At 47.8% G+C, this 18,218-nt stretch carries 30 protein-coding genes; 25 read left to right on the top strand and 5 right to left on the bottom strand.

The window, feature by feature from the left end; all coding sequences use genetic code 11:
* Window positions 1–172 precede the first annotated feature (172 nt).
* Window positions 173–595, bottom strand: a complete 423-nt coding sequence (locus ACFCTO_RS09150) for an ImmA/IrrE family metallo-endopeptidase (protein ID WP_499876771.1) — start codon at window positions 593–595, stop codon at window positions 173–175.
* A 27-nt stretch (window positions 596–622) separates the two neighbouring features.
* Complete coding sequence (locus ACFCTO_RS09145; RefSeq protein ID WP_292301447.1) at window positions 623–1,048, bottom strand: helix-turn-helix domain-containing protein; 426 nt, start codon at window positions 1,046–1,048, stop codon at window positions 623–625.
* A 195-nt stretch (window positions 1,049–1,243) separates the two neighbouring features.
* On the opposite strand from ACFCTO_RS09145, the gene ACFCTO_RS09140 reads away from it, so the two are divergent.
* Window positions 1,244–1,456, top strand: coding sequence for a helix-turn-helix domain-containing protein (locus ACFCTO_RS09140; RefSeq protein ID WP_292301448.1), 213 nt, complete (start codon window positions 1,244–1,246; stop codon window positions 1,454–1,456).
* 168 nt (window positions 1,457–1,624) lie between these two features.
* Here ACFCTO_RS09140 and ACFCTO_RS09135 read toward each other — a convergent pair whose 3' ends face one another.
* Complete coding sequence (locus ACFCTO_RS09135; RefSeq protein WP_499876770.1) at window positions 1,625–2,305, bottom strand: hypothetical protein; 681 nt, start codon at window positions 2,303–2,305, stop codon at window positions 1,625–1,627.
* A gap of 72 nt (window positions 2,306–2,377) precedes the next feature.
* Between ACFCTO_RS09135 and ACFCTO_RS09130 the strand changes: the two genes are divergently transcribed.
* Window positions 2,378–2,644 (top strand): hypothetical protein, encoded by a 267-nt coding sequence (locus ACFCTO_RS09130; protein WP_499876769.1) that lies wholly within the window; start codon window positions 2,378–2,380, stop codon window positions 2,642–2,644.
* Window positions 2,645–2,676: 32 nt separating this feature from the next.
* A complete protein-coding gene (locus tag ACFCTO_RS09125) occupies window positions 2,677–2,910 on the top strand; it encodes a hypothetical protein (protein WP_481325350.1) in 234 nt (77 codons plus the stop codon).
* Here ACFCTO_RS09125 and ACFCTO_RS09120 read toward each other — a convergent pair.
* Complete coding sequence (locus tag ACFCTO_RS09120; protein WP_499876768.1) at window positions 2,876–3,112, bottom strand: DUF1883 domain-containing protein; 237 nt, start codon at window positions 3,110–3,112, stop codon at window positions 2,876–2,878. The two genes, ACFCTO_RS09125 and ACFCTO_RS09120, sit on opposite strands and share 35 nt — an antisense overlap.
* Before the next feature lie 418 nt (window positions 3,113–3,530).
* Between ACFCTO_RS09120 and ACFCTO_RS09115 the strand changes: the two genes are divergently transcribed.
* Entirely contained in the window at window positions 3,531–3,764 is a 234-nt protein-coding gene (locus ACFCTO_RS09115) for a hypothetical protein (RefSeq protein ID WP_481325347.1), read from the top strand.
* Here the strand turns inward: ACFCTO_RS09115 and ACFCTO_RS09110 are convergent.
* Window positions 3,742–4,110, bottom strand: a complete 369-nt coding sequence (locus tag ACFCTO_RS09110) for a DUF2513 domain-containing protein (RefSeq protein ID WP_481325346.1) — start codon at window positions 4,108–4,110, stop codon at window positions 3,742–3,744. The genes ACFCTO_RS09115 and ACFCTO_RS09110 overlap by 23 nt on opposite strands.
* Window positions 4,111–4,187: 77 nt before the next feature.
* On the opposite strand from ACFCTO_RS09110, the gene ACFCTO_RS09105 reads away from it, so the two are divergent.
* The 21 genes from ACFCTO_RS09105 to ACFCTO_RS09005 all read left to right on the top strand — a co-directional run bounded on the left by ACFCTO_RS09105 (window position 4,188) and on the right by ACFCTO_RS09005 (window position 18,211).
* The gene (locus tag ACFCTO_RS09105; protein WP_443873487.1) at window positions 4,188–4,394 is read left to right on the top strand and encodes a helix-turn-helix domain-containing protein; all 207 of its coding nucleotides are present in this window, start codon (window positions 4,188–4,190) and stop codon (window positions 4,392–4,394) included.
* A 17-nt stretch (window positions 4,395–4,411) separates the two neighbouring features.
* A complete protein-coding gene (locus ACFCTO_RS09100; protein ID WP_499876767.1) occupies window positions 4,412–4,699 on the top strand; it encodes a LysM peptidoglycan-binding domain-containing protein in 288 nt (95 codons plus the stop codon).
* 11 nt (window positions 4,700–4,710) lie between these two features.
* Window positions 4,711–4,947, top strand: a complete 237-nt coding sequence (locus tag ACFCTO_RS09095; protein WP_444310429.1) for a hypothetical protein — start codon at window positions 4,711–4,713, stop codon at window positions 4,945–4,947.
* 12 nt (window positions 4,948–4,959) lie between these two features.
* Window positions 4,960–5,421, top strand: coding sequence for a hypothetical protein (locus ACFCTO_RS09090; RefSeq protein WP_499876766.1), 462 nt, complete (start codon window positions 4,960–4,962; stop codon window positions 5,419–5,421).
* A 198-nt stretch (window positions 5,422–5,619) separates the two neighbouring features.
* The gene (locus ACFCTO_RS09085) at window positions 5,620–6,369 is read left to right on the top strand and encodes a ParA family protein (RefSeq protein WP_370856650.1); all 750 of its coding nucleotides are present in this window, start codon (window positions 5,620–5,622) and stop codon (window positions 6,367–6,369) included.
* Window positions 6,366–7,382, top strand: a complete 1,017-nt coding sequence (locus tag ACFCTO_RS09080; protein ID WP_499876765.1) for a ParB/RepB/Spo0J family partition protein — start codon at window positions 6,366–6,368, stop codon at window positions 7,380–7,382. Before ACFCTO_RS09085 ends, ACFCTO_RS09080 begins: the two co-directional genes overlap by 4 nt.
* Before the next feature lie 191 nt (window positions 7,383–7,573).
* Window positions 7,574–8,419: a rolling circle replication-associated protein gene (locus ACFCTO_RS09075; RefSeq protein WP_499876764.1), complete on the top strand. Its 846-nt coding sequence runs from the start codon at window positions 7,574–7,576 to the stop codon at window positions 8,417–8,419.
* A 254-nt stretch (window positions 8,420–8,673) separates the two neighbouring features.
* Window positions 8,674–8,868, top strand: coding sequence for a hypothetical protein (locus tag ACFCTO_RS09070; protein ID WP_499876763.1), 195 nt, complete (start codon window positions 8,674–8,676; stop codon window positions 8,866–8,868).
* Window positions 8,865–9,320: a hypothetical protein gene (locus ACFCTO_RS09065; RefSeq protein WP_370856646.1), complete on the top strand. Its 456-nt coding sequence runs from the start codon at window positions 8,865–8,867 to the stop codon at window positions 9,318–9,320. Before ACFCTO_RS09070 ends, ACFCTO_RS09065 begins: the two co-directional genes overlap by 4 nt.
* A complete protein-coding gene (locus ACFCTO_RS09060) occupies window positions 9,317–9,766 on the top strand; it encodes a sigma factor-like helix-turn-helix DNA-binding protein (protein ID WP_370856645.1) in 450 nt (149 codons plus the stop codon). The genes ACFCTO_RS09065 and ACFCTO_RS09060 overlap by 4 nt, the downstream gene beginning before the upstream one ends.
* Before the next feature lie 462 nt (window positions 9,767–10,228).
* Window positions 10,229–10,753, top strand: a complete 525-nt coding sequence (locus tag ACFCTO_RS09055; protein ID WP_418518994.1) for a hypothetical protein — start codon at window positions 10,229–10,231, stop codon at window positions 10,751–10,753.
* A 60-nt stretch (window positions 10,754–10,813) separates the two neighbouring features.
* Window positions 10,814–12,523, top strand: a complete 1,710-nt coding sequence (locus ACFCTO_RS09050) for a phage terminase large subunit family protein (RefSeq protein WP_499876762.1) — start codon at window positions 10,814–10,816, stop codon at window positions 12,521–12,523.
* A 17-nt stretch (window positions 12,524–12,540) separates the two neighbouring features.
* A complete protein-coding gene (locus tag ACFCTO_RS09045; protein ID WP_370856643.1) occupies window positions 12,541–12,744 on the top strand; it encodes a hypothetical protein in 204 nt (67 codons plus the stop codon).
* Window positions 12,741–14,264 carry a phage portal protein gene (locus tag ACFCTO_RS09040; RefSeq protein ID WP_499876761.1) on the top strand — a complete coding sequence of 508 codons (1,524 nt, stop codon included), beginning with the start codon at window positions 12,741–12,743 and terminating at the stop codon, window positions 14,262–14,264. The genes ACFCTO_RS09045 and ACFCTO_RS09040 overlap by 4 nt, the downstream gene beginning before the upstream one ends.
* A gap of 215 nt (window positions 14,265–14,479) precedes the next feature.
* Window positions 14,480–14,836, top strand: coding sequence for a phage major capsid protein (locus ACFCTO_RS09035; RefSeq protein WP_499876760.1), 357 nt, complete (start codon window positions 14,480–14,482; stop codon window positions 14,834–14,836).
* Window positions 14,837–15,163, top strand: a complete 327-nt coding sequence (locus tag ACFCTO_RS09030) for a DUF2190 family protein (RefSeq protein ID WP_481325336.1) — start codon at window positions 14,837–14,839, stop codon at window positions 15,161–15,163.
* Window positions 15,163–15,492, top strand: coding sequence for a hypothetical protein (locus tag ACFCTO_RS09025; protein WP_370856639.1), 330 nt, complete (start codon window positions 15,163–15,165; stop codon window positions 15,490–15,492). The genes ACFCTO_RS09030 and ACFCTO_RS09025 overlap by 1 nt, the downstream gene beginning before the upstream one ends.
* Window positions 15,492–16,067: a phage tail protein gene (locus ACFCTO_RS09020; RefSeq protein ID WP_481325335.1), complete on the top strand. Its 576-nt coding sequence runs from the start codon at window positions 15,492–15,494 to the stop codon at window positions 16,065–16,067. The genes ACFCTO_RS09025 and ACFCTO_RS09020 overlap by 1 nt, the downstream gene beginning before the upstream one ends.
* A complete protein-coding gene (locus tag ACFCTO_RS09015) occupies window positions 16,064–16,522 on the top strand; it encodes a hypothetical protein (RefSeq protein ID WP_481325334.1) in 459 nt (152 codons plus the stop codon). The genes ACFCTO_RS09020 and ACFCTO_RS09015 overlap by 4 nt, the downstream gene beginning before the upstream one ends.
* Window positions 16,522–16,776 (top strand): hypothetical protein, encoded by a 255-nt coding sequence (locus ACFCTO_RS09010; RefSeq protein ID WP_370856636.1) that lies wholly within the window; start codon window positions 16,522–16,524, stop codon window positions 16,774–16,776. The genes ACFCTO_RS09015 and ACFCTO_RS09010 overlap by 1 nt, the downstream gene beginning before the upstream one ends.
* A gap of 43 nt (window positions 16,777–16,819) precedes the next feature.
* Entirely contained in the window at window positions 16,820–18,211 is a 1,392-nt protein-coding gene (locus ACFCTO_RS09005; RefSeq protein ID WP_418519018.1) for a phage tail sheath family protein, read from the top strand.
* Window positions 18,212–18,218 lie beyond the last annotated feature (7 nt).

Raw genomic sequence — 18,218 nt, 5'->3', positions numbered from 1 at the left:
CTTTGGTCGCTAAGGCCCAAACCGCAAAAAATCCAACGGACTTAGTTCAGGCCTTGTGTAAACTAGCTTCATCAACTTCCGAGGTGGCGTAAAAGTTGTAAAGTGCTGTAAAATATTTAAAAACTAATTAAAATATGTCAATATTGAAAATATCAGGCGTTTTTGTACAATATTAGAACTTTTTTAAAGAACATAAATCAAGAGGGATGCCGGCTATTTTCCCTAGTCGTTCTAGGGAGTATTCTGGATATTCACGGACGAGGTCGTCAGGTAATAGGAGTTCGACGGCAAAGGTACTGGCTTCGCGTTCGATTCGGCCTGTCGATACCAAGGTGTTTTTTCTCAGCCACTGCGTATTCAAGTTGGTATGACAGATGGAATGGCCAAGCTCGTGGGCGCAGACGAAACGTTGTAAAGGGGAGGGAAGATTATCGTTCAGAATGATGCATTGAATCCGTTTATATTTTGTGTAATAGCCGAGAATAGACTTTAGCGGGGCGTATATGATTTGTACGCCGCGAGCCTCTGCAATTTCATATGGGTTCCATGTTTGGTATTTTTTCGCCGTCTGTACGGCGATTTTTTTTACATCCATAGCGCATCACCGCCTTTAACGAACAACCTATTTCAGATATTTTTTCGGGGTGAATTTCTTCTTGGCGGTCCGTTTCGCTATCTTCATGGCTGTTTCCAGCGATGTCCGTAATAGCTCACGGTCTTCATCATCTTCAGCATTACCCATGGCAGCGGACCCGTCTAGCGACTCTATCATGTTTTCAAGATCACGCGCTATGTCACGTTCATCTTTCGGCGTAAGCGGTGGAAGATTAGCGTCGGGAATCTCTTTTGATGTAGAATTGCCGAGCAAATAATCAACAGATACATTCAGGCATTTTGATATAGCAAGTAATTCATCATCTCTGATAGGACGGATTCCTTTTTCAATCCGATTCATAACGCTATTGTTGATATGAACCTTGTTAGCAAATTCCAACTGGCTCATTCCCATCGCTTCCCGCAATTCAGCGATTCTTTTCCCGACATTCATGAATATCACCTCTTTGGATATTTCTCTTTTAGAAACTATCATTATATTATTCATTTTAAATGTTTCTAAAACGGAAAACAATATTTATTTCTAAAACAGAAATATGTTTGTAAAATAGCCTTGACTTTTCTGTTTTAGAAATATATAATGACAATAGATAAAATTTCTAAAATAGCAATAAAGGAGGTGATAGATTTGAAGATAAAAAATAAAGTAGATTTAAAATTTATCCGAGAAAGACGATTGAAATTAGGGTTAACATTACTTGAAGCGGCTCGAGCACTTGGATTGAAAAATGCTGGAAATTATTACAAATATGAAGCCGGAGAATATCAGCTAAGCGCATCAATGTTGCCACCTTTAGCAAAGTTGCTGAAATGTAATATAAACGATTTTTTTTGTAATTAATATTGCTATTTTAGCAATAACAAGGAAAATAACATAACATTGGAATTATAAGGAAGTGCATAGCATGGATAGAAACAAAAAAGAGCCATGCGGGGACATGGCTCTAATTGTTACAAAAAACGACTTTTATTACACCGTCATACGGTGCATAGGCGTCATATTGGGCGTTCAGTCGTCGTCATTGGCACCATCTAATGAAGTATTTTTGCTAATTTGGGTCTGCAATTCAGCATTGTTGTTTTCTATACTTTTGGACTGGCTAAAATCCAGGTGAGCTTGTACCGCATCTTCGTGAGCTTGTACAGCATCCTGATGAGCTTGAATAGCATCCCTGTGGGACTGGATATTATCTTCATGTGATATAGATTCCATTTCACAGCCAGCAAAGGTACACAGCAAATTAAATAGCAATGCAATCAGCGTGATGATTGCATCACGGCTCAATGATTTGTCTTTAAGCGTAGGGAACAATTCATCAATCTGTTTCTCTTGTTCTTCTGTAACATCAGGAACGTCGGCATGTGATATTTCCATTGGATTCAATTGTTGTAAGAACGATTCGGCTAAGCCAGTACGCACATCCAATGGAATTTGGGAGATTGCATTGAAAGCGTCTGACCAGGGCAGATTACAAGCAGGATTTAGTTTTGTAATAACGTTCATAGAATCTTGTATAGACCTAATAGCTGATGGGTCCGTAATTTGAGAAATTTTTTCCATTGATTTCATTAGTTGCTGAATAGCAGGCGGTGGAAGAGTAAGGGAATACAATTTCTGCATTTGTTGTTGAATTTTGACAGCTTGCCAGGCAATATCTGACATCGAACTTAAATCTGTTATTTTCGCCACAATAGTCACCTCCTTCCGTACTCATCATAGCATGGTTCAACGGAGAGGGAAAGGAATAAAGGAGATGGTAGTATGACGAAGAATGAAAGAGCAACGCTGGAAGCGAATTTTAAATTGAACTGGCGTCGAGCTGTTCTCCTTCAGGAAACAGCAAAAGACCCGGATAATCAACACATCGAAAACAAAGCCAGAGAAATGGCAGCCTGTGCCAGGGGCTACCGGGAAGCCTGTATCGACGTTCTTGGATACTCATTCCATGACGGAGAAATCGGCGCTGCACGCGAAATTCAGCAATGGATTGATGACGCCGAACAGCAGGCCGGTGCGAAATTGAAGTAGAGGAGATGAACGGTATAAGGGGGAGGATTCCGATGAAGAGGCTGATAGATGAAAAAACAGAAGATATGATAATTGATTTTTTACTGAAGCAAGCCGCTATAAACGAATTGACCATATCACACATTCAAGAGATAGCGGATAAGACGATACAGTACATGAAAGATAATGCCGTTTTAAAAGAAAAAGTGGAGAGCTTGGTTGACGGCAAACTCTCTATGAATAATCAGAAAATCAGAAGAAGCGATACTGATAAGCAGAGCCAATGACGATTAAATACCAGCGTCCTCTGCCAGAAACGGTAATTCTTACGGGAGTTCGGGTGTAATGACCGCCGTAATATTTAAAACTTTGATGATTGCGATAGCGCTGAAAATTAGTCGAGTCAAGTAAGAACACGTCAGCAGCGTGCTGTAACCTGACTTCTACACTTAGCTTACCAGGACTATCCGCATAAGGAATATTAGGCATAATATCACCTCCTTCCATTTTGAGTATAACACAGCAATGCGAAATACAGGGATGGAGGAGCAGAAAATGGGTGAATTTTTGATTTGTCCGAAACGGACACAAAAAAAGAGCCACCCGGCGGTAACCGGACGGCCTAAGGAAAAAAGTTGATAACTACATTATAGCATAGAAGCATAAAAACAGTAAACCAAGAGGTGAGATTAATGGATCGTATTACGCAAGTCATTATAGTTCTCGTAATTAGTGTTTTGCTTGGCTTTTTTCTTCCAGTGATTGGAGAACTTGTCGTGCGATATTTGCACAATCGTCATAATTGGTAAAAACCAAGGTACGACCACGTCAGGCATTTCATCATCTCCTTTGCCTTCATTATAGCATGAAGAAATGGGGATGAACGAGATACAGAAAGGAGATAAACATGAAGCCGGATAAGGGAAAAGAACCGCGTAAGGAAATGGCTCAAAATCAAACTAAAAGATATGCAGCAGAAAAAAGATTACAGCTTCTGTTAAATAAAAAATTTGAAATGCTGGAAAAGTTACACCCGTTTCTTTTAGGAGAACCACAAGAAACAGTAACTAGATACGAGAAAGTTTTTGATGAAATAGATGGTGTTATTCAGCAAGAAATTAAATACCTAGATGGCTTTTGATGATAGATACAGCAATAGATTTAACAATGTCCAGGGTAACACTACCACCAACCGATTCGATTTTATTCAATGTACTTTGCCAAATGGATGGATTTCGAATGGCATCTAAATAGTCGTATCCAGATGATGTGAGTCTGTAAATCCAATAATCACTGATAGGGCCACAATAAATAGGTTCTGATGTTTCAATGAAGCCATCGTCAATTAATAGTTCAATGTGAAGTGAAATAAGTGGTGGATAGTCACATAAATCGGAAAAACTGTTAATAGTGATTTTGCTTTTAGTTGGATCTAACTCTTCGATACGAAGCAACATCTTCCGAAGCAGATCTAAATCACGTTTCATGATTTTCATCATCTCCTTTGTTTTCATTATAGCATGAAGCAACGGGGATGAACGAGGTATAGAAAGGAGAAGGAAACATGAAAGATATTCGGCCAGGACTATTGGAGTCCGATAGGGTTTACAGCGCCAGGACGCTGGCCAAAGTGCTGCATGTATCAGTGCGGACAATCTATAATCTCGCATCTCGCCGCGAATTGCCATTTGTAAAGATAACGCCGGAATCGGACATGCGTTTTCCGGGCTGGCAGATCAAGCAATGGCTGGACACGAAAATAGAAAAATGATGAATGGAGGGAAAGACATGAAACAAAGAACTGTATTGCGCTGGGGAATGACTATTGTCATAGCCTTGGGCGCTGGATTTTACGCCGGCAGCGGCATTGGAAGTATTGGACAAGGGCCTACGGTAGCCGCTGACAACGCAGAAATTCATATCGTAGAAGAAGGCGAAACATTGTGGGACATTGCCCGCAGTGTCGCTGACGACCGGGGACAGGACATCCGGGAAACGATTTATGAAATTCAAATCAACAATGACATCAATGAAGTGGACAGCCTACGTCCAGGGCAAAAAATCATTATTCGCTAGGAGTGACAAAGATGAAGAAAATCACCAAGGAAGCTTTAAAGAACATGCTCAGTAAAAAAAGCGGTTGGGATATGCTGACCGACGGAGTAAGAGACCTTCTTGTTGATGTCGTGCTAAAACATGTGACGACTGGGAAATGGGAAAATGGAAACCCTGAAAATATTTTCCTAGCCGATGGATGCTGCTGCGTGCGTTACCAAAATGGGATGTGGTGGCACTATGACCTGGTTAATAAGACATGGTTTTAGAAGGGAGTAAAAATGGAAAAGCAATGTCTTTTATGCGGAGGAACGTTTACTGCCTCTGATAGGGCGAAGAAACAGGAATTATGTCCTTCGTGCCGACGGCGGATTCTGAAAGAACGAAATAACTATGAAGCGGAATGGAACCAGGGAGGAAGCCCCAGGCCGGATTTCTGCGTCGTGTGCGGAAAACAGATTAATACGCCAAGGACCCGGAAATATACATGCAGCACGAATTGTAAACGAATCATGAGAAATATCATTGAAGGGGATACTAAAAGGCAGAAGCGGGCTGACAACCGAAAAAAGACAGCAGCCTTGAAAGCCGCAGAAAAATTCCAGGACCTTCATAAAGAAACGCCTCCCCCAAAAGAAGCCGTAAAGAAGGGGAGTCATCTGGGAGAATGTATTGCAGCAGCAAGGAAGGCTGGCATGAGTTATGGACAATACATGGCTATCAAATACAGCCAGGCGACTTAGTCCACGAGTTTATATGAGCCAGGTCATGTATTTCGTTATCTTACATATACGGGACGGAGAGCCTGTAGAGCGGATATATGACGACATGAGTCCGTGGGTAGAAGCCCGGCAAAAAGCACGCACCGCCATGGAGTTGCTTTTACCGGGCGATAGCCTGCGGATATTCGGGAATGGATGCTTTATTGAGGAGTGGAAGAAATGAAAACGATTGCAATATACAACTTGAAAGGCGGTGTAGGGAAAACCGTGACGGCAGCCAATATTGGGCATCTCTATGCCACACGGAGGACGCATCGCATGAAAGGGACGCCGCGTCATAGTTGTCGGCGGACTTTGCTGATAGACTGTGACCCCCAGGGAAACTTATCCTTATATTTCAAGCGGTACAACCCGGAAGGACCGTGCTGGCTGAGCGACCGGAAGATTTACGGGACGGATTGGCCGTTCTTGGATATTGCACCGGGCAACATGGATCTGTATGATTGCGAACGCCGGTTGTATGACCAAAAAGACACGAAAGCATTTAGCCAAAAAGATGATGCGGACCGGGACTTGTGCCTGATCGATTGCCCGCCGGCACTGAATATGCTTACCATCAACGCCTTGGGCGTGGCTGATTACCTCATCATTCCGGTCCGGCTCGACGCATTTTCTTCGCAGGGGCTGGACGAATTAGATCGCCAGCTAAAGGATGCCAGGGCTATCAATCCTAAGCTGAAACTTTTAGGCGTCTTGATTACGCATGATGAAGTGACGAAGTACAGCGGACAGGTGGAAGCGGCACTGCGGCAGAATTTTCCTGTATTCAAAACGAAGATTAGCCGGTCGCGGTGGATCATTGACAGTACGCTCATGCAGAAGCCCTTAGCCGAACTTGGGATGAATTTAAAGCCGGCCTGGCAGTATCGCCGCCTGGTCAATGAAATACTCGAGGAGATGAAACAATGAGTATCTTATCAGATATGGGACTGGTCCCTAAAGAAAAACAGCGGAAGATAGAATATCTGGATGTCGACTTACTCGATGAAAATCCGGACAACTTCTACGACACATCGAATGTTGAAACCTTGAAAGCAGCCATTGTAGCCGCCGGTGGGGTGCGGCAAAATCTCATCGTGCAGCCGACATCTAATGGACGATATCAGATTATTTCCGGTCATCGCCGGTGCAAGGCCATGAAGGAATTAATAAAGGAGCATGTTGTTGGCATTGAAAACAAAGTACCCTGTGAAATCGAAACCAATGATATGAACGCACAGCTCTTGCTTATTACGACAAATAGTTCGACCCGCAAGCTCAATGCCTGGGAGCGGGTCGAACAATACCGCCGCCTGGAATCGCTGGCCAAGTATTATCAGAAGACGGGAAAATTATCGGGACGGCGCCGGGACGCCATTGCTGACATGATGAACGATAATCATACCAACGTGGCCAGATACCAGGCAATAGCGAACAACCTGTTGCCGTCGTTAAATGAATGGCTGAAAGACGGCAGGTTAGGCATTTCCGCGGCATATGAAGTGTGCAAAGAACCGATAGAAGCGCAGCAGCAGTTTGAAAAAGAAGTAACGCCTACAGAGGCTGAAAAAACAGGCTCCATTTCTTTGACGCGCATTTCCACATTTTTTGCACTGTGGCATTGGAATCAGGATGCTAAGGCCTGCGCAAGTGCTTCTAGGCAGCCAGAATCGCCGCCACTGAAAGAAAAGCCAGTAGAAGATAAAACCGCAGCCGTAAAATCAGCGGAATTGGAACAGCCGATAGTAGAACCTGCGCGGGCGGAACCGGTCGCCGTTCAGCATGGCGACCAAATTGGGAAAACGCCGGGCCCGTCGTTAGAAGACGATATCCGGCGGGCTATCAAGCGGAACTGTAAAAACCTAAGTGCAGACGATATAGAAAATTTGGTTCACATGATCATAGAAAAAATAGATATATGGAGGGATGAAAATGAAGGATGACGTACTAAGAGCCTGGACGTGGCGAATCCTCTTAGCAGCAAGTGTTGTGTTCTGGGGCGGATTCATTGTTATTATGACGAATATTCTTTAAATATATTAACGGGAAGTGTCCGAAAGGGCATTTCCTTTTCCCATATATATGTATATAAAGGCGAAACGCCTTTATGGGCTTGTAGTAGGCGTTATGTTTAATGCCAAATAAAAAGAAGGTGACAGAAATGGGCTTTGTAAGAAACGTAAAATATTTTTGTGGAAAGGAATATTTTGAGACCGACCTCTTTGAAATGCCGGACATGAGCGCTCGGGGAAAAAGACTTCGAGAAAGGAAGATAAACTTATCATCGCCGGATCAAGTACGCCGGAACAAAAACAAAGCCCTTCGGACATTCAGACAAAAAGTAAGAACGAACTTTACCCGGAATGACATCTACCTCACGTTGACATACTCATTGGGAAATCGGCCGGATTGCGTGAAAAGCGCGAAAAACGATTTCAAGAATTTCATCCGCCGTCTGAACCGTCGACGTAAAAAGGCTGGCCTGGAAGCGGTGAAATATATGGGAACGCTGGAACGAAAAGGCGAGAACTATCACTTTCACCTGGTTATTAGCGGAGATATGGACCGGGATGAGTTAGAACGTATTTGGGGTAAAGGTCTGAGCAATGCGAGCCGTCTTCGCATTGATGATGAAGAACTCATGCAGAAGTTATGTCAGTACATCCTCAAGGAATCCAGAAATAAAGAGCGATACGAAAATTCGTATATTTGTTCGCGGAATTTAGAGAACCCGAAAGTCACTAAAAATGACTGGGCCTTCAGCCATCGCAAACTGGAAGAGTTGGCAGGGCTTACGGATTGCCGCGAAGTATGGGAAGCTACGTATCCGGGATATGAATTTATCGAAGCCACCAGTACGTTCAATTCGATGACAGGGTGGCATATTACGGTGAAAATGACGAAAAGGAGGGAGAAAGACGTATATCGAAAAGACGAAGCGCGTCCATCTTCACGGGGCCGCACTGCGAAAGTTGAATGATGCCGTACACGCGCGGGACGAATGGAAATGCGTGAATTGTGGACAATATGTGGACAATTCAGAAAAGATGCATCATGAGCCATGTGGCGTCTATAAATCCGACGAGATTACGAAGGCTGTCACACTGTGCCAGCGCTGTCACTATATTCGGCATCACACGGGAGACGCAGCTAACGTGCGGGAAAAATGCGTGAATTATTTGCGCGCCCTTTATGGTGATTTAGGTGCCAAAAAAGAATGAGGAGGTAAAGCGGATGAACCAGGAACATTATCAGGACCCAACGGCGGAAGAAGCTATAAGCCGGATTGAACGGAAGCGGCAGGAGAAGCGGAAGAACCGCAGGTATCGTATACGCCGGATGCTGTTGAAGCGGGCACTGGAAGAGATTGCGACTATTTGCGGATTCAAGGTACACATTACGTTCATCGAAAGCAAGGTGAAGTTATGATCATCAACAAGATTCATGTGAGCAGTAATGTTGTCCGAATCGGATACATCGAAAACGAAAAAGAAGTGCCGCGGGAATATACGCTGAAAAGCAAAGAGCTGGCCCGGCCAGAATTATACAAGGCCATGGAGAATATTTTTCACGTCATGGCCAATGTGGATACCTGCTTTGCCGCAGTATGCGACGGGGAGATTGAAGACATCGTAATTAAATACAATCGGGACAACAGCGTCGATAATTACGTATTAGCCGGAGCGATGCACGGTGATGACGGATTAGTCGCTACATTCAAGACGGAAAAGATTTATGCTAGAGCTTGGATGGAGCTGGACAATGCCGTGCGAAGCGCCATGAAGGAAGCGGAATTATTCATCCAGGGAAAACGGGCGCAGATGACGCTGGACATTGAAGCGGAAACACCGGCACCGAAATTGAAGGGAGGGGTAGCGTGACAAGCAAAGAATATCTGCACAAGGTTTGGATGGCCCCTATTAGGCTGAAAGAATTAGAGCAGGAAGAGCAGGACATCAAAGAAGATATTTTGCATCTGTCGGCTACCGATTATAGTGTCCCGCGAGTTTCCGGCGGAGGATGCGGTGGAGACACGTCAGATAAAATTGTCCGCTACATGGATGCCAGGGATAAAGCGACGACAGAATGGGATTACTGGATTAATCTTCGGATACAGTGCCGAGAAATTATTATGGGAATTTCTTGCGGTGACGATACTGAGATTTTTCAAACTGTATTGAAGTACCGCTACCTAGGGCACATGCAGTGGGAAGAGATTGCAGTACGTATGGGGTACTCGTACCGGAGGGTCACGCAGATTCACGGCAAAGCCCTGCGTGCCTTCGAAAAATCTTTTGAAAGATTTCCTATAATTTCCTATGGGTAGTGTGATATAGTGTATATGTGGACCAAAGGGAAAAGCGGCCACTCTCATGTAAAGCAACGCAACCGAATATGGAAAGCACCGTCTCAATTGCGAGGCGGTGCTTTTCATATGCAGGCGTGGCACAGCAGCAGGGCGGCGCCTGCACCACGGTGCTGCATGGCTGGCTGACGTGGTCGGCTGACGCAGGCGCACACGGGCCAGCGGCTCGCTGGGTGGGCCGGGCACAGGCCAGGGCATCCGGCTTGTTTCTGAAAAATCACGTTCCCTACTGGGGTGGCCCGTCTTCACAGGCCGCGCCGGCAGAAAATAGAGGGCCCAGACAGCTGGCAAGCCCCCCGGTGCCCAAGGTACTGTGAGCGGGGCAGGCTAACACGGGTCTGCGAGTCCCGGCGGTTCTGTCCGTCAAAATCAAAAAAATAGGTTGACAAACTGACGATTCAACCCTTTAGGAGGGAAGGAGGAATGGCAGTTAATGCAAAAAACGCATATAAAGAAGAATTTTCTGATGAAAAGTTCATTTTTTCTACGGCAGACACCTGCGATTTCTTTGGAATTTCGAGGGAGACATTGTCAAGTTGGCACAAAAAAGGCGCTCCCAAGGCCGCCCGCGGAAAGTGGAACCTGAAAGCACTGCTCAATTGGCGATATAAAAGCGAAACCAAGGAATCGCCACAACTGCGAAAACTGAGGGCCGAAGCGGATTTGAAGGAAGCTAAGGCCAAACAGGAGCAAATCAAATTAGGCGTAACCAAGGATGAATTTTTACCCGTTTACGAAGTCAGGGAAGACCTGACACTGCTGATGACTAATTTAAAGAAAAGTTTGCTGGCTATCGGCCATAACGTAGCTATAGAGCTGAATTCGCTGGATGCGGATGCGGCAGAAGTAGCCAAAACGGAAGTTGACAAGCGGGTACATGAGGCCTTGGAAGAGCTGAGTAAAGGGGGCACATATCATCGCAAGAGGAAGAAAAAAGCCACCGTATAAACGGTACATCCTCGACGCCCTGCGGGTGTTGAAACCGCCGGAAAAGATGAGCGTATCTCAGTGGGCGGACCGGTATCGCACATCTTGTCCGCTAAAGACAGCGCAGCACCTGGACGCTGGCATACATCGCGGACACCTTACTTGCAGGCCATCATGGACGCTTTCACCAAACCGGGCATCCATGACATTACCTTTGTCGCCGGGACCCAGCTGGGAAAGACCGCAGCCGAACAGAATATGATGGGCTATGCCATCGACCAGGCGCCGGGGCCTATGCTGATCGTATATCCGACGGATAAGCTGGCCGAGTTCACAAGCCAGAACCGTATCAAGCCTATGATTGCACTGTCTAAGCCATTGAGCGAGAAATTTGATGCCGAGCACAGTCAGAAATTGGAGCTGCAGTTCCAGGGCATGTATATTGCTCTGGTCGGGGCCAACAGTCCGAGCGGGCTGGCATCCCGCCCTGTACAGTATGTATTCTTCGATGAAATTGACAAGTTTCCGAAGTGGTCTGGCCAGGAAGCCGGCCCTTTGGAGCTGGCAGAAGAGCGAACCAAGACGTTCTACAATAAAAAGATTGTCAAAGTATCGTCACCGACGCTTAAAACCGGGAATATCTGGAAGGGATGGGAGCAGGCCGACGCCCGCTATGAGTATTATGTACCATGTCCTCACTGCGGGGCCTATCAAGTGCTTACTATGAAGCAGCTTAAATGGCCGGAAGGATCTAATGCGTATGACGCCAGGGATGCGGCGGAATATCACTGTATTTCTTGCGGGAATATCATTGATGACCGGCAGAAAATGGACATGCTGCGGCATGGCAGGTGGAAAACCATCAACAAGCCGCCGAAACGAGTGCACTCCGTGGCATATCACTTGAGTTCCTTCTACAGCCCGTGGCTGACCTTTGGCGACATGGCTTATAAATTCTTGAGTGCAAAAGATGAGCCGGAACGGCTGATGAACTTCATTAACTCCTGGCTGGCCGAACCTTGGGAAAACAAGGCCAATCGGATGCAATCCGACATCGTCCTGGACAAGAGACTAAATTACCTGCGGGGAACGATGCCGGCAGAAGCTCAGCTATTGACATGCGGTGTTGACGTGCAGCTGGACCACTTCTGGTATTCTGTCCGCGCCTGGGGGCCACATCTGACGAGCTGGCTTGTCGATTATGGCCGTGTCGAGACCTGGGGCGACGTGGAAACCGTCATCAACCGGGACTATGCCGATACAAATGGCGAAGTACGCAATATCAATCTAGCCTGCATCGACTCCGGCTACAACACGGATGAAGTTTATTCGTTCTGCGCGCAGCACATGGACGTAGCCATTCCGACTAAAGGGGCGTCTACGCCGCTGCGGGCCAGATACAGCGTCACTGTACTGGATAAGGCCGTTGGCTTTGGGCTGCGGCTTTATAACTTCGACACCAATCAGATGAAAGACTTCATCGCCGGGCGTCTGGGCGTAGATGCCGGAGCCGCCGGCAGCTGGAATGTCTGCAAGGATGTTGAGCCTTATTATGCAGACCAGATTTGCGCCGAGCAGAAGGTCGAATATAAAGACAAAAAGGGGCGGATAACGCTGAGATGGGAACCCATATCCAGTCATGCGCAAAACCACTTGCTGGATACGGAGACCAACAGTGCCCTGGCTGCAGAAATACTTGGCGTCCGCTATTTAATGGAACCCGACACAGAAGAAATGAGCGAGCCGGAAGAAAATGACTGGCTCGGAGATGCTGGGAAAAACTGGTTTTAGAAAGGAGGTGAAAGGTATTGGATACACTGGAAATCCAGCTGGAGCGCGTACAGACAGCGATTGCCGCGATTGAAACAGGGGCGCAGAAGTATGAAATCAACAACCGCAGTATCACCAAGGCGGACCTGGCCACGCTGTACAGCCGCGAAAAGCAGCTGAAAGCCGCCATTGCGGCCCGGGATGGCGACAATATTTTGTATGCGAATACCGAAAGACGATGAACCTAATTGACAATGTTATCCAGATTTTATCACCTAAGTGGGCCTGCGAACGGGCGGCTTACAGGGAACTGCTAAGCCGCTATGAGGCCGGTGAAATCAACCGCTTCAACGATGACTGGACGCCCATCAACGCCGACACAGAAAATACCGATAAGACACAGCGGGATATTATCAAAGCCCGCGCCCGGTATCTGGAAAACAACAGCGACATCGCCAATGCAGCTGTTGGCGGGATTGTACGTAATGTCGTCGGCGTCGGCATTAAACCCCAGGCCAGGACGCCGCTGGAAGCACTGAATAAGGAAATTGAGCGCCTATGGGACCAGTGGTGCCGGCCGGAAAACTGCGATATTACCGGGAATCAGACATTTTATGAAATGCAGCGCATGCTGCTGAGGAGGAAAATCGTAGATGGAGAAATCCTGGTAAAAAAAATAACCGACAAGGACGCAGTGGTTCCCTTCAAGCTCCAAATCATCAAATCCGATATGCTGGACCCTTACTTACTATATGCTCCTAAAACGAACCGAGTCATCCGAAGCGGCATCGAGCTGGATGACTACCTAAAACTGGTAGCGTACTGGATCCGGCGCAAAAGCCCGGATGGGTATATTGAGTACGAGCCCGACCGCGTGCCGGCCGCGCAGATCATTCACCTATGGACCAAGAACCAGCCGGACCAGATACGAGGGATGTCTGACCTGACGCCTATCATCAAGCGCATCAAAGATACGGCCGACTACCTGGACGCCGAAACGGTGGCTGCTAAAATCGCGGCTTGTTTTTCGGTATTTATTACCAGCGAGTTCGGGGGTGCTAATGTCGGGCGCGGGAGCAAGATGGACAAAGACGGGAAGAAATTGAAACGCGTCAGCCCCGGGATGATCCAATATCTAAGCCCTGGCGAGAAGATAGAGACGGCGAACCCGTCGCGCTCTATTACGTCCGCTAAAGACTTTGTCGCTGTCCAAGAAAGGCTGGCAGGGTCAGGACTTGGGCTGTCCTATGAGATGATGTCACGGGACTTCCAAAAAGCGTCCTTCAGCTCAGCCAGACAAGGAGCTCTGGAAGATCGGAAGACCTTCGAACCTATGCAGCTGTTCATGGCCTCGCATTTTTGCCAGGTCGTCTACGAAGAGTTCATGGATGCGGCTGTCCTGTCGGGAGCGTTACAGATACCGGACTATTGGCAGCATCGCACACTGTACACCAAGGCCGAATGGGTCGCTCCTGGGTGGTCGTGGATTGACCCCGAAAAGGAAGTCGATGCCGACATTAAAGCTATACAGAATGGAGGCAAGACGCTGGCGCAGTGGTGCGCGGAACGCGGATACGATTGGCGGGAACAACTGGAACAGATGGCACTGGAAAAGCAAACCGCTGAATCCCTTGGTTTGACGCTGTCTGTGCATACGCCGGAATCAGTCCAAGCCGCCGAAAGCAATCACAAAGACAATAACCAAGGAAAGGACGAAGAACATGAACCAGAAGAGCAGGAAGAATCTGAGCCGGAATCTTAACGGCAACATGATTTTATTGAGGGCTGAGGGCGAAGACGATAACCGTCAAGTGCAGTTATCTTTTTCCAGCGAAGAACCATATCAAAGATGGTTCGGGCCGGAAATCCTCAGCCATGAAGAAGGCGCAGCCGACTTGAGCCGGTTGCAGGACATCGGGGTGCTGTTGTGGCAGCACCGGCCCGACGCCCCAATTCAACCTGAAAGGCGAAGAAGCCTTGAATGTGCAGCCGGCCTACTTGATTGTGCCGCCGGAATTGGAAGTTGCAGCGGCTCAGCTGGTCAGCTCTGCCGTTGACCCGACCAAGTCCAATGCCACACCAAACCCCTTTGCCAACAGATTGACCGTCGTTTCTGATCCAGAATTAACCGATGCGGCTGAATGGTATTTGGCTGCAGCACCTGGCATCCTTCCGAGCATCGAAGTAACGTATCTGAATGGCAAAGAAACGCCGACCGTAGAAAGCGCTGTACAGTTTGATACCCTGGGCATCAAATGGCGCGTATACCTCGATTTCGGGGTTAATCTGATTGATTTCCGTGGCTTGCTCAAATCGAGCGGAAAGGATAAATAAATGGCAACTGCAAAATACATTCAAAAAGGACAGACGATTGATTACACGCCTAAAAGCAACATCGGGTACTTGGAAGTCGTTCCTTTCGCCGCTTGCATTGGTGTCGCCGCCGAAGCCATTGAAGCGGGCAAGACAGGAGCTGTCAGCCTGGTCGGCGTATATGAATTACCGGCCGCGACTGGGTTGGCCATTACGACTGGCGATGCCGTGTACTGGTCCAAATCGGACAACGTAATCAATAAGACGGCAGAAGGCGGAGTTCCGGCAGGCCTCTGCATTGCCGACAAAGCCGATGCCGCCACGACAGTATTGGTGAAAATTGGCTGATGTTTAAAGATATGGTGGCGGCAGATATTGACCAAGTGATCCTGAATGAAGAAGAGTTTGCCGACTGGCACGATTTGAACGGGACGAAATGCCTCTGTGTCGTATCTGACGATGCGACACGGAAGCGGTCCACGCTGTCCAGCCGCAACTATAGCGGCCTGCATGGAGAATTTACCTGCCTGGCCGTCAAGAAAGATTCCCTGCCGCGAGAACCAAAGCAGGGCGAAAACTTCAAGTTCGATGGGAAGCTTTACAAAGTCATATCGTGCGTCGACGACATGGGCATGTATACCATCGAACTCGGTGCGTATAGAATGGGGATGACATAATGCTTGAAATTGACGTAAGCGATTCCTTACAAAAGGCAGAAACCCTGCTGGAAAGCATGCCAGGGGCCGCAGAAAAGGCCTTACAGACCTCTATCCGAAAGTCCATCCGCGGCGCCAAAAAAGACGCCGTGCAGAAGGTCAAAGAACGTTATACTATCAAGCCATCATACGTGACGCGGACTATGAAAGTAACGTACCGGGGGCTGATAGCCTCATTAGTATCCAAGGGCCCCGTAAACGACCTGTCTTACTTCAGACATAATCCGGGAAACCCGCCCAAACATCGCCCGCCGACAGGCGTATACACGTATGCTGAGGTCGTAAAAGGCCAGGGCGGAACGATTGCCCATGCGTTCGTAGCCCGTATGAAGTCGGGGCACGTAGGGGTATTCCAGCGGGCTGGCCACGGATCATCCAATGCCAGCCTGCCGATTGAAAAGATTTCTGGGCCGTCGACACCGCAGATGCTGGGGGCGCCGACGGTTGCCGAATTTATCGAAAGGAAGGCCCGGGAGAGAATGGCAGAGAATTTGGACCATGAAATCAACGCCTTCCTTATGGGGTTTAGAAAATGATACCTGTATTACTGATTGAAGAATTGGCGAAATGCATCCGCAGCGCTGTCAAAGACTATAAGCTACAGGCCGAAGGACAGGCAGACAAACCGGTAACGGTATATGAGCAGCATATCTCTGAAGAAGATTTTCTCAGCGATACGTATTACCCTTTGGTTGTCGTCAGCCTGCAAAAAGTGGAAGATGGCGAAAGCAAAGAAATGCCGGAATCCTACGCGACCGTAGGACTTACTGTTGGCTGCTATGGAGAAGATAAGCGGGCCTGGCAGGATACACTGAATATCATGGAACGCATCCGGCAATCTGTGCTGAAGAAGCGAACGCTTGGCAATCGGTTCCGCCTGCGCCTGCCTACCAAGTGGGAGACTATCGAAGGGCAGCCATATCCATTTTGGTACGGCTACGGAACACTGGTCTACACGATTGCCCAGCCTGTGGAAGAAATGGAGTATTAATGGAAACACGCATTAAGTCTTATATCTACATTGGACCCAACCGGATCCAGGATGGATTGAAAAGTGGGCGTGTCTATAGAGACGGCAAGCCGTTTCGGCGCGTCCAGGAGCTTCAAGAAAAATACCCTGGCATTGAGCAGCTGTTTGTCCGCGTAGACAAAGCCGGGGAAGCGGAAAAAGAGAAGCAAAGAAAAGGCACGGCTATCTACATGGCTTACCAAGCAGTAAAGAGAGGAGAAAAGCATGACTTATAAACATGGCATTTTTACATCCGAGCAAGCGACGGGACTTATCCCTATGACCGAAACGGATGCGGGGTTGATTGTAGCTTTTGGCACTGCGCCGGTGCACCTGGCATCGGACCGGGCGCAGGAAAATACACCGGTGCTCTGCTATACCTACAAAGATGCCGTAGCCGCCTTGGGGTATTCGGATGATTGGAAGAAATATACGCTCTGCGAAGCCATCTATACGCACTTTGCACTGTATAATATGGCACCGATTGTCCTGGTGAATTGCCTGAGTACGAAGAAGCATACCAAGAAAAAAACGAGTGTAGAAGTTAAATTGACGGACGGCAGCGCTAAAATTGACGATGCTGTCTTACTGGAAACCTTGCAGTTATCGACGCAGGTCAGCGGTGAAGCAGACACTGTAAAAGGCACCGATTACACAGCGGCCTATAATGACGACGACGAAGTCGTTTTGACTGCGTTAGATGGTGGGAAACTGGCCAGCGCCAACACGGTTTATGCTACATACACGGCCTTAGATCCGAGCACGGTGACGGCGGATGATATTGTCGGCGGCGTCAGTACGGAAACGGGTGCCAGCAGCGGGTTAGAGCTGTTGGACGAAGTGTACCCACGCTTTGGCATTGTACCGGGTATCGTCATCGCGCCAGGCTGGTCGGACAATACCGCCGTTGCAGCTGTCATGAAAGCAAAGGCCAAAAATATTGATACCGTATTCCGGGCCATCACGATTCATGACGTAGCCGATAGCGTAACCAAATACAGCGATGTATCCGAATGGAAAAATAAAAACAACTTCACCGACACGACAGAAATTGTCTGCTGGCCGAGAGTCAAGAATGGCGATAAGTTATATCACCTGTCTACACAGATGGCCAGCCTTATGAACCAGGTGGACTCGGAAAATAAGGACATCCCTTACTATTCGCCGTCCAACCATTCACTGCAAGCTGACGGAGCCTGCCTGGCCGATGAAACAGATGTTTACCTGAATGTTGGCAGCGCCGGCTATTTAAATGGCCAGGGCGTTATTACGGCGCTGAATTTTATCGGCGGCTGGAAGTTGTGGGGCAACCGGACGGCTGCCTATCCGTCGAATACAGACCCGAAAGACGCGATGCTGACCAATCGGCGCATGTTCAACTGGGTCGGGAATACCCTGGTTACGTCCTTCTGGAGCAAAATCGACAATCCTGCCAACAAGCGGCTCATCGCGACAGTCGTAGACAGCGCCAATATTTGGCTGAATGGGCTGACGGCCAGCGAATGTTTGCTGGGCGGACGTGTGGAGTTCCGCAGTGACGAAAACACGACGACGGATCTGGAAGACGGAAAACTGCATTTCCATGTATATATCACGCCGCCGTCGCCGGCGCGGGAAATCGATTTCATCCAGGAATACGACCCGTCTTATATGGACACTTTATTTGAATAAGGAAGGT

Origin of the sequence: Megasphaera indica (assembly GCF_046614755.1) — a bacterium.
GTDB lineage: Bacteria > Bacillota > Negativicutes > Veillonellales > Megasphaeraceae > Megasphaera > Megasphaera intestinihominis.
The sequence above is the reverse complement of the archived record's forward strand: the minus strand, read 5'-3'. Positions and strand labels throughout refer to the sequence as shown.

Excerpts from the sequence above, each read along its gene's own strand:
- ACFCTO_RS09085 (WP_370856650.1), top strand. The coding sequence starts at position 5,620 with ATGAAAACGATTGCAATATACAACTTGAAAGGCGGTGTAGGGAAAACC.
- ACFCTO_RS09005 (WP_418519018.1), top strand. The coding sequence starts at position 16,820 with ATGACCGAAACGGATGCGGGGTTGATTGTAGCTTTTGGCACTGCGCCG.
- ACFCTO_RS09010 (WP_370856636.1), top strand. The coding sequence starts at position 16,522 with ATGGAAACACGCATTAAGTCTTATATCTACATTGGACCCAACCGGATC.
- ACFCTO_RS09100 (WP_499876767.1), top strand. The coding sequence starts at position 4,412 with ATGAAACAAAGAACTGTATTGCGCTGGGGAATGACTATTGTCATAGCC.
- ACFCTO_RS09150 (WP_499876771.1), bottom strand. The coding sequence starts at position 595 with ATGGATGTAAAAAAAATCGCCGTACAGACGGCGAAAAAATACCAAACA.
- ACFCTO_RS09040 (WP_499876761.1), top strand. The coding sequence starts at position 12,741 with ATGAACCTAATTGACAATGTTATCCAGATTTTATCACCTAAGTGGGCC.
- ACFCTO_RS09130 (WP_499876769.1), top strand. The coding sequence starts at position 2,378 with ATGACGAAGAATGAAAGAGCAACGCTGGAAGCGAATTTTAAATTGAAC.
- ACFCTO_RS09105 (WP_443873487.1), top strand. The coding sequence starts at position 4,188 with ATGAAAGATATTCGGCCAGGACTATTGGAGTCCGATAGGGTTTACAGC.
- ACFCTO_RS09055 (WP_418518994.1), top strand. The coding sequence starts at position 10,229 with ATGGCAGTTAATGCAAAAAACGCATATAAAGAAGAATTTTCTGATGAA.
- ACFCTO_RS09080 (WP_499876765.1), top strand. The coding sequence starts at position 6,366 with ATGAGTATCTTATCAGATATGGGACTGGTCCCTAAAGAAAAACAGCGG.
- ACFCTO_RS09090 (WP_499876766.1), top strand. The coding sequence starts at position 4,960 with ATGGAAAAGCAATGTCTTTTATGCGGAGGAACGTTTACTGCCTCTGAT.
- ACFCTO_RS09075 (WP_499876764.1), top strand. The coding sequence starts at position 7,574 with ATGCCAAATAAAAAGAAGGTGACAGAAATGGGCTTTGTAAGAAACGTA.
- ACFCTO_RS09025 (WP_370856639.1), top strand. The coding sequence starts at position 15,163 with ATGTTTAAAGATATGGTGGCGGCAGATATTGACCAAGTGATCCTGAAT.
- ACFCTO_RS09020 (WP_481325335.1), top strand. The coding sequence starts at position 15,492 with ATGCTTGAAATTGACGTAAGCGATTCCTTACAAAAGGCAGAAACCCTG.
- ACFCTO_RS09125 (WP_481325350.1), top strand. The coding sequence starts at position 2,677 with ATGAAGAGGCTGATAGATGAAAAAACAGAAGATATGATAATTGATTTT.
- ACFCTO_RS09065 (WP_370856646.1), top strand. The coding sequence starts at position 8,865 with ATGATCATCAACAAGATTCATGTGAGCAGTAATGTTGTCCGAATCGGA.
- ACFCTO_RS09145 (WP_292301447.1), bottom strand. The coding sequence starts at position 1,048 with ATGAATGTCGGGAAAAGAATCGCTGAATTGCGGGAAGCGATGGGAATG.
- ACFCTO_RS09110 (WP_481325346.1), bottom strand. The coding sequence starts at position 4,110 with ATGAAACGTGATTTAGATCTGCTTCGGAAGATGTTGCTTCGTATCGAA.
- ACFCTO_RS09015 (WP_481325334.1), top strand. The coding sequence starts at position 16,064 with ATGATACCTGTATTACTGATTGAAGAATTGGCGAAATGCATCCGCAGC.
- ACFCTO_RS09030 (WP_481325336.1), top strand. The coding sequence starts at position 14,837 with ATGGCAACTGCAAAATACATTCAAAAAGGACAGACGATTGATTACACG.
- ACFCTO_RS09095 (WP_444310429.1), top strand. The coding sequence starts at position 4,711 with ATGAAGAAAATCACCAAGGAAGCTTTAAAGAACATGCTCAGTAAAAAA.
- ACFCTO_RS09115 (WP_481325347.1), top strand. The coding sequence starts at position 3,531 with ATGAAGCCGGATAAGGGAAAAGAACCGCGTAAGGAAATGGCTCAAAAT.
- ACFCTO_RS09120 (WP_499876768.1), bottom strand. The coding sequence starts at position 3,112 with ATGCCTAATATTCCTTATGCGGATAGTCCTGGTAAGCTAAGTGTAGAA.
- ACFCTO_RS09070 (WP_499876763.1), top strand. The coding sequence starts at position 8,674 with ATGAACCAGGAACATTATCAGGACCCAACGGCGGAAGAAGCTATAAGC.